General features: G+C 70.0%; 11 protein-coding genes. All 11 read left to right on the forward strand.

Annotated features, from left to right (window positions below; genetic code table 11):
• Window positions 1-3: 3 nt before the first annotated feature.
• Window positions 4-1,239 (forward strand): acyl-CoA dehydrogenase family protein, encoded by a 1,236-nt coding sequence (locus ACGFYY_RS33750; RefSeq protein WP_393715279.1) that lies wholly within the window; start codon window positions 4-6, stop codon window positions 1,237-1,239.
• Window positions 1,240-1,349: 110 nt separating this feature from the next.
• Complete coding sequence (locus ACGFYY_RS33755; RefSeq protein ID WP_393715281.1) at window positions 1,350-2,645, forward strand: lysine N(6)-hydroxylase/L-ornithine N(5)-oxygenase family protein; 1,296 nt, start codon at window positions 1,350-1,352, stop codon at window positions 2,643-2,645.
• Window positions 2,646-2,648: 3 nt separating this feature from the next.
• A complete protein-coding gene (locus ACGFYY_RS33760; protein WP_393715283.1) occupies window positions 2,649-3,725 on the forward strand; it encodes an NAD(P)/FAD-dependent oxidoreductase in 1,077 nt (358 codons plus the stop codon).
• The gene (locus tag ACGFYY_RS33765) at window positions 3,722-5,737 is read left to right on the forward strand and encodes a class I tRNA ligase family protein (protein WP_393715285.1); all 2,016 of its coding nucleotides are present in this window, start codon (window positions 3,722-3,724) and stop codon (window positions 5,735-5,737) included. Before ACGFYY_RS33760 ends, ACGFYY_RS33765 begins: the two co-directional genes overlap by 4 nt.
• Window positions 5,734-7,272, forward strand: a complete 1,539-nt coding sequence (locus ACGFYY_RS33770) for an AMP-binding protein (protein ID WP_393715287.1) — start codon at window positions 5,734-5,736, stop codon at window positions 7,270-7,272. Before ACGFYY_RS33765 ends, ACGFYY_RS33770 begins: the two co-directional genes overlap by 4 nt.
• Window positions 7,262-7,522: a phosphopantetheine-binding protein gene (locus ACGFYY_RS33775; protein ID WP_365264352.1), complete on the forward strand. Its 261-nt coding sequence runs from the start codon at window positions 7,262-7,264 to the stop codon at window positions 7,520-7,522. The genes ACGFYY_RS33770 and ACGFYY_RS33775 overlap by 11 nt, the downstream gene beginning before the upstream one ends.
• A gap of 1 nt (window position 7,523) precedes the next feature.
• Window positions 7,524-8,138, forward strand: coding sequence for a GNAT family N-acetyltransferase (locus tag ACGFYY_RS33780; protein ID WP_393715290.1), 615 nt, complete (start codon window positions 7,524-7,526; stop codon window positions 8,136-8,138).
• A complete protein-coding gene (locus ACGFYY_RS33785; protein ID WP_393715293.1) occupies window positions 8,135-9,199 on the forward strand; it encodes a C45 family autoproteolytic acyltransferase/hydolase in 1,065 nt (354 codons plus the stop codon). Before ACGFYY_RS33780 ends, ACGFYY_RS33785 begins: the two co-directional genes overlap by 4 nt.
• 63 nt (window positions 9,200-9,262) lie before the next feature.
• Window positions 9,263-10,192, forward strand: coding sequence for a thiamine pyrophosphate-dependent dehydrogenase E1 component subunit alpha (locus tag ACGFYY_RS33790; protein ID WP_393715295.1), 930 nt, complete (start codon window positions 9,263-9,265; stop codon window positions 10,190-10,192).
• A 3-nt stretch (window positions 10,193-10,195) separates the two neighbouring features.
• On the forward strand, window positions 10,196-11,203 hold the full coding sequence (locus ACGFYY_RS33795; protein ID WP_365264343.1) for a transketolase C-terminal domain-containing protein: 1,008 nt from the start codon (window positions 10,196-10,198) through the stop codon (window positions 11,201-11,203).
• Window positions 11,196-12,371, forward strand: a complete 1,176-nt coding sequence (locus ACGFYY_RS33800; RefSeq protein ID WP_393715298.1) for a 2-oxo acid dehydrogenase subunit E2 — start codon at window positions 11,196-11,198, stop codon at window positions 12,369-12,371. Before ACGFYY_RS33795 ends, ACGFYY_RS33800 begins: the two co-directional genes overlap by 8 nt.
• Window positions 12,372-12,410 lie beyond the last annotated feature (39 nt).

The raw sequence follows: 12,410 nt of genomic DNA on the forward strand, positions 1-12,410 counted from the left end.
AACATGAATCACGCGCTGTTCAGTGGCCTCGATGAGGGCATCCTGGCGTTGCCGTTCTACGAGGAGCGGCACCGCACCGCGGCCGTGGAACTCGCCGAATGGTGCGCCGGCCACGCCGCCCTGTGGTCACGTCCGCTGGAGCAGACCCCGGAGAAGGCCGGCAGGCAGATCCTGAGCGCGCTCGGCTCCGCCGGATGGCTGGGATTCCTCGATCCCGCCAACGGGTCCGCCGCCGGTGACTACCGCTCGATCTGTCTGGCCCGGGAGATCCTTGCGTACGCCGACGATCTGGCGGACTTCGCCTTCTCCATCCAAGCGCTGTCGGCGACCCCGATCCTCCGGTACGGAACCGAGGAGCAGCAGCTGGAGTATCTGCCGCGCATGGCGTCGGGTGAGGTGGCGGGATCGTTCGCGATCTCGGAGGAGGAGGCCGGCTCCGACATCTCGGCAGTGGGCCTGATCGCCGAACGAGTGCCCGACGGCTACCTGTTGAACGGCCGAAAGGCTTGGATCGCCCATGCCGGCATCGCGGATCTGCACTGCGTGATCGCGCGAACCGGTGGCGGACCTGGTGCCCTGGGGCTCACGGCGTTCCTGGTACCGGCGCGAACGCCAGGAGTCCGGGTGCTGGAGGAGGTGCCGTTGGTCGCTCCGCGCTCGTTCGGACACCTGGCCTTCGAAGACTGCCTGGTCCCCGAGTCGAGCGTCCTCGGACGTCCCGGACAGGGGTTCGTGGTCGCGACGGACCTGCTGGAGCGGTTCCGGATGACGGTGGGGGCGGCCGCGGTGGGGTTCGCCCGGCGCGCTGCCGACTCGGCGGTCCAGCGGGCCCGTGAGCGGCGGATCCAGGGCGGCACGTTGATGGACCTTCAGCTGGTGAAGGGTGCGCTGGCCGACATGGAAGTGAAGCTGAGCTACACGGCGTTGCTGGTCGCGCGGGCCGCGTGGGAGCTCGACCACGGGAATCCCGGCTACGCGAAGCATTCGAGTATCGCCAAACTGGCCGCCACCGAGGCCGCACAGGAGATCGTCGACGCCGCCGTCCAGATGCACGGGGCGGCCGGCCTGGTTGCCGACAGCGTCCCCGAGCGCCTGTACCGGCAGGTCAGGTCCCTGCGCATCTACGAGGGAGCGTCCGAGGTCCAAAAGATGATCATTGCGGACTCGCTGGGACGACGGCCGCGCGCCGCCCGATCCCGAGCGACGTCCGGACGCGGTGCACGTCGAGTGGAGCGCTGATGTGCCCTCCCCTGTCGTAGCGATGGAACGGGCAGATCCGAACCCATACATCCTGGCTCACCCTGGCTGCCGGGTACGGAAAGACATTTGATGCATACACGGGGAGAGCCATGAGTGACCAACAGCACTACGAGTGTGTCGGCGTCGGTGTCGGCCCTGCGAACCTGAGTCTCGCATCTCTGTTGCACGGCCGTCCGGGGCTGCCGAATCTCTTCCTCGAGAAACGCGAGGAGTTCAGTTGGCATGACGGACAGCAGATCCCCGATGCGACGCTCCAGGTGTCCATCTTCAAGGACCTGGTGAGTCTGTCGGACCCGACCAGTCCCTTTTCTTTCCTGTCCTATCTGAAGGACAAAGGGCGGATCTACCACTTCATCAATGCTCAGTTCAGCGCGGTGCCCCGACAGGAATTTCGCAACTACCTGGAATGGGCGAGCCGGCGCAACCAGAACGTGGTGTTCGGCGAGGAGGTCGTGTCCGTCGACTTCGACGGCGTATTCGTGCTGCGTACCAACCGGCGCACTGTCACGGCGAACAACGTGTCGATCGGCATAGGCAGCCGTGCCTGGGTGCCCGCGGCGGCCCGTGACCACCTCGGCCCCACCCAGTTCCACGTCAGCGAATTCGTGCCTCGCAGCCGCGACGTGGCGGGGAAGAGGGTCTGCGTGGTCGGCGGCGGCCAGTCGGGCGCCGAGGCGTTCCTCGACCTCATCTCGCGGCCGGCCGCCGAGCGGCCGCGCCGGGTCTCGTGGGTGTCGCGCCGCCGCAACTTCTACCCCATCGACGACTCGCCCTTCACCAACGACTACTACATGCCCGGCTACTCGGACTACTTCGCCCGGCTGGACCAGGAGGCGCGCGAGTCGTTCAACCGGGAACACGTCCTCACCAGTGACGGCATCTCCGAGAGCACACTCCGCGAGATCTACCAGCGCATCTACGCCGAGCGATTCATCCACGGCAACACCGACCTGGTCTCGCTGTACCCGAACCGGAACGTGATCGCGGTCTCCGCCTCCGACAACGCGTGGTCGTTGAAGCTGTCCAACAGCAACCATCCGGAGGTCCTCGGGCAGGTCGACGCCGATGTGGTGGTCTGGGCGACCGGATTCCGCACCACCGCGCCCGACTTCCTCGCGCCGATCGAGGACCGACTCGAGCGCGAGGGCGACGAGTACCGCATCGACGGTGACTTCGCCGTGAGGTGGGACGGCCCTTCGAACCGAAGCGTCTTCCTCCAGAACGCGGCACTGCGACAGCGCGGACTGGCGGACAAGAACCTCAGCCTGCTCGCCTGGCGGAGCCAGCGGATCATCGACCGCCTTCGATGCGTGCGCAGCGACGAGCCGGCACCCTCGTTCATCGAATGGTCGGCGAAGCTCAGCCCGGACGAGAGCGTGGGTTGAGCCATGACGCATGTCGATTTCGCCATCGTGGGCGGCGGCATCATCGGATGCACGATCGCACGGGAGTTGGTGCTCGCCGCTCCGAACGCCTCCGTGCTGGTGCTCGACCAGGACGCCGTCGGGTCCGGAGCCAGCCGCCGCTCGGCCGGTCTGCATTTCCCTCGCGGCGCGACGGAGCGTGTGCGCCGTATGGCCGGCTACAGCCAGGCCTACTACAGGGCCCTGCTCGACGCGGAGCCCGCGCTGCCCATCCGTCCGGTACCCATGCTGGTGGTGTCCGACCGCGCGAGCGTGGACGTGGTGGAGACGGCCTACCTCGACGAGGCCGGCCTGTCCCGCGTGGACGCCTTGCCGAAGTGGCTGGCACCCCTGTCGGACGAGACGGCGGCCTGGACGGGCGAGGGCTGCCAGTACGCCGACGTCGGGGCGTTGACCCGCGCCCTGGCCCGGTCCCTGCGGCCACGGACGAGCTTCCGGGAAGGGGTCCGCGTCGATTCCCTGGACCGGGTCGGGAGCGGCTACGAACTCGGGCTCGGCACAGGAGAACGCGTCACGGCCGACGCGGTCGTGCTCGCACCCGGCCCATGGCTGGCCGCACCGGCCTGGCGGGAGCGGCTCACCCCGCTGGACGTCAGGGTGAAGAAGGTCGTCGCGCTGCACATCGAACGACCGCCGGCGGCCGAGGACGGAGTCGTCGTCTTCCACGACGAGGACGCGTTCCTGCTCCCGCTGCACGAGCAAGGGCGTTGGCTCCTCAGCTACACCAGTCGGATCTGGGACGTCGACCCCGACCGGCTGACCGGCGGCGTCTCCCCGTCGGACCTGGCCGAGGCCCGTGAGGTACTGGTCCGCCGCGCCCCCCGCCTGGCCGACTCCGCCCGCAGCGGGCGGGTGTTCTGCGACGCGTACAGCGCGGATCGGGAGCCGCTGGTGCGCCCTCTGGACGAGGAGGGCCGCTTGGTGTTCGCGGGTTCCGCCAACGGCTCCGGCTACCGCCTCGCACCCGCCATCGCCGTAGAGGCGGCGCACCTGCTCCGTACCGCCGTTGAGAACGTTTCCGACCAAGGGAGTCACCGATGAACGTGAGCGTCTTTTCCACGGAGGAACTGCACCAGGCATTCGGCATCGAGATGAGCTCCGTGGCGGAGATGAGCGCCGGAGCCGGCTGGGGTCGGGTGGCTCCGGGCGTCACCTCCGATCCGCACCAGCACGACGAGATCGAGATGTTCGTCGTCGTCGCCGGAACCGGATGGGTGGTCTTCGACGGTCGGCGTATCCGGGTGGAGCCGGGGACGGTGTGCCAGTTCGAGCCCTTCGAGACACACGTCGTCGAGAACGACGGAGACGTCGACCTGGTCTTCTTCGACCTGTACTGGCGCGACCCGGCGAGCGCCGCCGAGGCCGCGGCGGCAGGCGGTACGCGCCGCCGGTTCCACGAGAGGCCGGTGTTCGTCTTCTCGACCCCGCCCACGCCCAACGGCGACCTCCACCTCGGCCATCTGTCCGGTCCCTACCTGGGAGCGGACGCCTACGTCCGGTTCCAGCGCATGCGGGGCACCGAAGCGTGGCACCTGACGGGGAGCGACGACTACCAGAGCTACGTGGTCGAGTGCGCCCGCCGCGAGGGGCGCGAACCGGCGCTCACCGCCGGGCACTACAGCGCCGAGATCGCCGCGACGCTCCGTCTGATGGACATCGAGGTCGACCAGTACACCGCGACCGACGAGGATCCCGACTACCGGGACGGCCTGCGCGGGTACTTCTCGAAACTGGTCGACTCGGGTGCGGTCACCGCCAGGCGGACGGACGCCCTCGTGGACGCGGAGACGGGCGCGTACCTCTACGAGGTGGACGTCTCGGGCGGTTGCCCCGGATGCGGCGGCGCCACCAGCGGCAACATCTGCGAGGAATGCGGCGAGCCGAACGTCTGCGTCGACCTGGTCGACCCGCGGAGCAACCGCTCGCAGACACTCGCGAAGCGGCAGCCGGTCTCCCGCTTCGTCCTGCCGCTCCACGAGTTCGGCAAGGAGGTCGCCGATCACCACCGCCTCGGCCGGGTCCCGGCCCGACTGCGTGAACTGGCGGACCGGGTGTTCGCGCGTACCGACCTCGACATTCCCGTGACGCACCCTTCGGACTGGGGCGTCGCACCCGCGGAGACGACCGTGGACGGCCAGGTGATCTGGGTCTGGCCCGAGATGTCCTACGGCTTCCTCCACGGCATCGAAGCCCTCGGCGGGCGTCTGGGCCGTCACTGGCGAGCCGTCGCTCCCGAACAGGACTGGAAGTTCGTCCACTTCTTCGGCTACGACAACAGCTTCTACCACGCCGTGCTCTACCCGGCGCTCTACCGGTCGGCGTACCCCGCGTGGAATCCCGACATCGACTACCACGTCAACGAGTTCTACCTGCTGGAGGGCGGCAAGTTCTCCACCAGCCGACGCCATGCCGTCTGGGGCAAGCAGATCCTGCGCCCGGAGACCGTGGACGCGGTGCGCTACTACCTGTCGCTCACCCGTCCGGAGCAGCGGCGGACGAACTTCGAGCTCGACGCGTACACGGAGACGGTCCAGCGGGTCCTGGTGGACGGCTGGGAGGGCTGGCTGAACGACCTGGGCGCGCGGATCGCCGGGCAGTACGGCGGGATCGCCCCCGACGCCGGCGTCTGGACCCCCGAGCACACGGCGTTCCTGAACCGTCTGGGAATACGGCTCGCCGCGGTCGCCGACAGTCTCGGCCAGGACGGATTCTCGCTGAACCGTGCGGCCGCCGAGCTGGACGGGATCGTCGTGGACGCCCGGCGGTTCGCCGAGGCGGAGGCACGCATCGCGCAGATCGCCGACTGGAGCGACGAGGCCCGAACCGCCGTCGCGCTGGAACTGGCCGCGGCCCAGCTGCTGGCGCGCGCGGCCGCGCCGGTCATGCCGCGGTTCGCCGCCCGACTCGCCGAGGCGCTCGGGACGGTCGATCTCTCGTCCTGGCCCGCCCAGGTCGAGCTGGTCGCGCCCGGGACCCGGATCGGCCTCGAGGACCGGTCCTACTTCCAGGCCCTGCCGTCGGACTGGCCGCTCCCCGCGGAGGCCACGGCATGACGGACTCTGTGATCAACCGCGTGGTGGCGGGGCCTCCGGCTCCCGGCCACCGGATCACCTTCCTGCGGCTCGGCAGCCGCCGGACGCTGGACCTGACCGAACTGTACGAACAGTCGGGCCGTGTCGCCGCCTACCTGCGGAGCCTCGGCGTCGAGCCCGGGGACCGCGTCGGGATCCTCGCGGCCAACAGCCTGGAATGGGTGCTGCTGGACCTCGCCGCGCTCCGGCTCAAGGTGGTGGTCGCGGGTTTCGAGCCGGGCAAGTTCGCCGATGCCGGAGAGCTGGTGGCGCGCTACGGGCTCAAGGCCCTGTTCACCGACCAGGAGGTGCCGGCCGACGCGCCCGCGGCGGTCCGAGCCTTCGCCGACGTCGCCGAGGCGGCGGGACGGACATGGACGGAGCTGCCCGAGCCCGTCGTGTACGGGCCCGAGGAGGTGACGACGATCAAGTTCACCTCCGGCAGCACCGGCGCGCCGAAGGGGCTCGGGGCCACCGTCGGCAGCATCGACGCGTCGATGCGGGCCGTGCAGGAGATCTTCGAGCACCGGGGTGACGACAACCTCTTCGTCTTCCTTCCGCTCTCGCTGCTGCAGCAGCGGTACTGGATCTACTCCGCCCTCTGCTTCGGCCACGACGCGACCGTCACCACGTACGCCGCGGCCTTCGCCGCGCTCGCGACCGCCCGGCCGACCGTGGTGATGGGTGTACCGGCGTTCTTCGAGGCCGCCAAGCAGCAGATCGGCCGGGACGCCGCACGCGCCGACGGCGTCACGCCGGACGCGGCGCGCCGCGCGGCCGCGCGGCGGCTGTTCGGCGACCGGATCCGCTACCTGTGGACGGGGTCGGCACCGGCGGACCGGGAGGTCCTGCGCTACCTCACCGACGCGGGCCTTCCCCTCTACGAGGGCTACGGGCTGAACGAGACGTGCATCGTCAGCAAGAACCACCCCGGTGCCCACAAGGAGGGCAGCGCGGGGCGGGTGCTGCCGGGCAAGGAGGTGCTGTTCGACGAGGACGGCGTGATCCTCGTCCGCAGCGAGCATCCGGTGAACCGGCGCTACGAGTTCGCCGAGCCCGGCGACTCCGAGCGGATGTTCGTGGCGGACGGGGTGGTGCGCACCGGCGACCTCGGCTACGTGGACGAGGACGGTTTCCTGTTCATCCAGGGGCGCGCCGACGACGTCATCGTGCTCGGAAACGGCAAGAAGGTCATCGTCCGGCCGATCGAGGAACACATGCGGACGAGTCCGGCGATCGAGGAGTGCGTGGTGTTCTGCCCCGCGCAGACGTCCCTGGTCGCGGTGGTCTCGCCGTCCTCCGACACGCCCGATCTCGAAGCGATCGCCGACCAGCTGGCCCGCACCAACGCCTCGCTGGGCCGTGACGAACGGATCCGCAAGGTCGTGGTCGCGAGCCCCCGACCCAGCATCGCCAACGGAATGCTCACCTCGCAGTTCAAGCCGAGGCGTCAGGCCATCTTCGCCGCCTTCCAGGCGGAGATCACGAACAACCAGGACGGTATCCATGCCCAGTGACATCGAGACCATCGCGCGGGAGAACCTGTCGGCCGCGCTCCAGCCGGCCGCGGATCCGGACGGGATCGACCCGGACGTCGCGTTGACCGACCACGGACTGACCTCGCTGCAGAAGGTCCTGTTCCTGACCCGGCTCTGCGAGGACCTCGCGGTCGACCTCTCGCATCTGACCGAGCGCGACGTCGCCGAGATGCGCACCCTCCACGACGTCGTCGACACCCTGTCGCGCTACACGGGAAAGGCTGCCTAGAGTGAGTTGGGCGGAGCTGGCCGCGGCCACGCTGGAGAACGACCACGTGACGCTGCGGCCGATCGTTCCCGAGGACCGCGAGTCGATCCACGACATCGCGATGGACCCGGTGATCTGGCGCTACTTCGTGAGCCTCGTCGAGACCGAGGCGGACTTCGACGCGTTCTTCGAGGGCATGGTCGCCGACCACGCGGCGGGCCGGCGCGTGGTCTTCCACATCACCGACAGGACGACGGGACGTTGCGCGGGGAGCATGAGCTTCGGCAACCTCTCGGAGGCGGACGCGCGCCTGGAGATCGGCTGGTCCTGGCTGGGCGTCGACTTCCAGGGCCGCGGCATCAACCGCTGGGCCAAGTACCTCCTGCTCGAGCATGCCTTCGAGACCCTGGGCGCCGAGCGCGTGGAGTTCAAGACGGACAAGCTCAACGTGCAGGCCAGGGCGGGCCTGCGCAACATCGGTGCCCTGGAGGAGGGGACCTTCCGCAGCTTCAACCCGATGCCGGGCGGCAGGCGCCGGGACGCGGTCTACTACAGCGTGGTGCGCGGCGAGTGGCCCTGGCTCAAGGGCGAGCTGGCCGCTCACCCGAAGGTGACCCGTCAGGACATGGTGGGGTGACCGGCGGCGCGGGCATCACCCATCTGCGTCTGCGCGGCGATGCGTACGAGGTCGGCCGCCGGCACGGCGCCGCCCTCGCGGGTCCGTTGCGCGGCTTCGTCGACGACTCGCTCTGCCGTCTCGACCTGCTTCTGGACGAACAGGTCACGATGTCCGGGCTCGCACCGGTGCTGTCCGCGTTCGACAAGGTGATCACGGCGGAGCTGCCCCGGCTCGCGGACGAGATCACCGGACTCGCCGACGGGATCGGCATCCACCGCGACCAGGCGCTGCTGCTGCAACTGCGTCGGGAGATCCTGGGTTACCGGAAGATCCCGGCGCGAGGCGACTGCACCACCTACGCGAGGGCCGGTTCCCATCCGGTACTGGCCCAGACGGTGGACCTCAACGGCGACCTGGACGATCAGATCAGCGTCCTCGACATCCGGCTCACAGGCTCCCCGCGCGGGGTCCTGGTGCTCAGCTTCGCGGGCCTCCTCGGCTATCTGGGCGTGAACAGCGACGGCCTGGCCGTGGGCCTCAACCTGGTCCTCGGCGGCGACTGGAAACCCGGAGTTCCGCCGTACCTGGCCATTCGCCACGTGCTGGACTCCGCGGCCACCGTCGACGAGGCGGTCGAGTGCCTGCGCGGTCTCCCGTTGGCCAGCTCGCGGTCGTTCATGCTGTGCGACGCGACCAAAGCGGTCTGGGTGGAGGCTCTGGACGGCGGGTTCCGGTGCTTCGAGGCCCAACAGGCCGAGCACACGAACCACTTCCTCCACCCCGAATTCGAACCCTTCGACGAGATCAACGTCTTCGCGCGGAACTCGTCCCGCCGGAGGTTGGAGGCGTGCCGCGCCGGTCTCGCCACGATGGCACCGGACGCGGGGGTGGAGGAGCACTTCGCTCTGCTCTCGGCCCCTCCCATCCGTGTCGTCGGGACCGGTGACATCCGGTACGAGCGCACGGTCGCCGCGGCCGTCGCGCTGCCGGGGAGCGGCCGGCTGTACATCCGGCCGGGTGATCCCGCCCTGTCCGCCACCAGGGAGTTCACCTTCGCCGCCGCGGATGACGCGGGGTGACCGCGGTCGGCCCCTCTTGATCTTTTCGAACTCCTACGGAAGCCTTCCGGAAGGGAACCTGTCGTGAAAACAGGTACTGCCGTCAGCGTCACCGGGGTCGATCCCGGGATCGACGTCGACGATCTCGCCGGCCTGCTGATGATCAGGCACTTCGAGCAGACCGTCCTGGACCTGTTCGCACGCGGGCTGCTCAACGGCACCACGCACACCTGCCTCGGCCAGGAGTACGTGCCGGTGGCCCTGCGGCCGCTGCTGGACCCGGACGACTTCGTGTTCAGCAACCATCGCGGCCACGGGCACTACCTGGCCCGCTTCGACGACCCCGAGGGCCTGCTGGCCGAGATGACCGGCCGCGAGGGCGCCGTCTGTTCCGGCGTCGGCGGCAGTCAGCACATCTTCCGGGACTCCTACCTGTCCACCGGGGTGCAGGGCGAGAGCCTGCCGGTGGCCGTCGGCACGGCCTTGTGGTTCCGGCGGACGGGCCGCCCCGGGATCGCCGTGGCGTACATCGGCGACGGCACCTGGGGCGAGGGCGCCGTCTACGAGGCGTTGAACCTGGCCGCGCTGTGGCGGCTGCCGCTGCTGGTGGTCGTGGAGAACAACGGCATCGCGCAGACCACGCCGACCGCGCACGCCATGGCCGGCGACATCGCCGGGCGGGCCGCGGCGTTCGGCATCGACCACGTGCCCGTGACCGGCAACGACGTCGCCTCGATCCGCGCCCGCCTGGCACCGGTGGTCGAACGGACGCGCGCCGGCGGCGGCCCGGTCGTCGTGGAGTTCGCGACCCACCGCCTCGGCCCGCACAGCAAGGGCGACGACACGCGCTCCGCCGCCGAGGTCGCCGCCGAGCGGGAGCACGACTGGTACGACGCCTATCGGCGCCGGGACCCCGAGCTGTTCGCCAAGGTCGACGACGAGCAGCGGACGCGGATCGCCGAGGCCGCGGAGCGGGTCCTGGCCCGTCCGGCCTCGGTGTGGGAGAGGAACTGAACCGTGGAACGTGTCGCTGAGAACCTGAACCGGGCGCTGCATACGGCCTTCGCCGCCGACCCCGACCTGTTCCTGCTGGGAGAGGACGTCGCCGATCCGTACGGCGGCGCCTTCAAGATCACCAAGGGGTTGTCCTCGGGCTACCCCGACCGGGTCCTGAGCACACCGATCAGCGAGCAGTCGCTGGTGGGCGTGGCCAACGGGCTGGCGCTGTCCGGCGGGCGCGCCATCGTCGAGATCATGTTCGGCGACTTCGCCACCTTGGCCTTCGACCAGATCGTCAACTTCGCCGCCAAGTCGGTCGCGATGTACGGCCGGCGCGTCGAGGTCCCGGTGGTCGTGCGCTGTCCCACCGGCGGACGGCGCGGATACGGGCCGACCCACAGCCAGAGCCTGCAGAAGCACTTCATCGGCGTGCCCCACCTGTCGGTGCACGAGATCTCGCCGTTCCACGACAACACGGCGCTGCTGGCCGGCCTGCTCGCCGACGGCGAGCCGGCCGTCCTGTTCGAGGACAAGGTGCTCTACACGCAGCCGATGCACGAACCGGGGACGGACGGGCCGTTCGTCGCCGATTTCCCCTTCGGAGCCGGCGGCCCGGCGCGGCTGCGGGCGTCGGACGGCGACGACGCGGCCGACTGCGTGATCATCGCGCCCGGCGGTGTGTCCCGGCGGGCGCTGGCGGCGGCCGGGACGCTGTTCGCCGAGCACGAGATCACCTGCGAGGTGATCGTTCCGACCCGGTTGTACCCGTTCGACGTGGAGCCGCTGCTGCCCACCCTGGCGGGCGCCGAGGTCGTGTGCCTGGTCGAGGACTCCGCCGCCGGCGGCACCTGGGGCACGGAGGTCGCCGCGCGCGTCTACGAGCGGCTCTGGGGCCGACTGCGGAACCCGGTCGTGCTGTGCAGCGCCGAGGCCGAGGTGATCCCGACCGCCGCGCACCTGGAACAGACCGTGCTCCCCCAAGCTTCCGACATCCACCGCGCCATCTGGGAGGCGTTCCATGCGTGAACTGCTGCTGCCGAAGTTCAACAACAACGACGAGGGCTGTGTCCTGGTCGGCTGGGCGATCGACGACGGCGCCGAGGTGTTCGCGGACGAGGTCGTCGCCGACGTCGAGACCGCCAAGGCCCTGGAGGAACTCGTCGCGGAGACGGACGGCATCCTCCACCGGCTCGTCGAGGTCGGCGCGCAGTGCGAGTTCGGGCGGCCGGTGGCGCTGCTGTTCGACAGCCACCAGGAACGGGACGACTACCTGGCGAACCGCGCGACCGCCGACGTGAGCACCGCCCCCCAGGTCGACAGCGCGGACGAGGACCACGACGGCGGCCCCGACCCGGTCCTCAGCGACGCCGCGCGCACCCTCGCCCAGGATCACGGCATCCGGACCGAGCAACTGCGCTCGCTCGGCAAGCGGGTGGTGAAGGCCTCCGACGTCCAGCGGCTCATCGACCAGGCCGTCATGGACCAGGGCGCGGGGGCCGAGGCGTCCGGGGCGTCGGCGGACGCCGCCGTCGTCAGCCTCAGCACCCGCCAGCGCGCGGTGGCAGCGGTCGTCAGCGAGGCGCACCGCACGATCCCGGCGGCCTTCGCCGCGATCGCGGTCGACCTCACAGCGTTCCGCGCCACCCGCGGCAGCGCCCCTTACGGCCTGGTCGAGCTGCTGGTCAAGGCCATGGCCGCCCGCCACGCCGACTTCCCGCTGTTCTTCGCCACACCCGGTGCGGACCACACCCTCGTCCTCGCGTCGGAGGCCAACATCGGCGTCACCATCGATGTCGGGACCGGCCTGTTCATACCGGTCCTCAAGGACGCCGCCCACCGTCCGATCGGCGACCTGACCGACGACCTCATGGACTTCCGGGTCAGCGCCCTGCGACAGAACTTCCGCGGGGACGACTTCGCCGACGAGACCATCACCCTCTCGCTGCACAACGACCCGGACATCATCCTGGCCGCGCCGATCGTCCATCCCGGCCGCACCTGCGTCGTGACCTTGTGCGCCGAGCGGAGCGAAGTCGCCCTGACCGAGGACGGAACGCCGTTCACCCGGCCGGTGACCACGGTCGCGGTCACCTACGACCACCGCTATCTCAACGGCCGCGACGCGGTCCGCTTCCTCACCGCGGTGAAGCAGGACCTGGAGAGCGCCGACGCCATCGCCCGTCTCGCGGGCTGACGGGAGAGGTCGATCGCCGCGAGCGGGCGCACCCGCGTG

This window comes from Streptomyces sp. NPDC048331, from assembly GCF_043201215.1.
Lineage (GTDB): Bacteria > Actinomycetota > Actinomycetes > Streptomycetales > Streptomycetaceae > Streptomyces.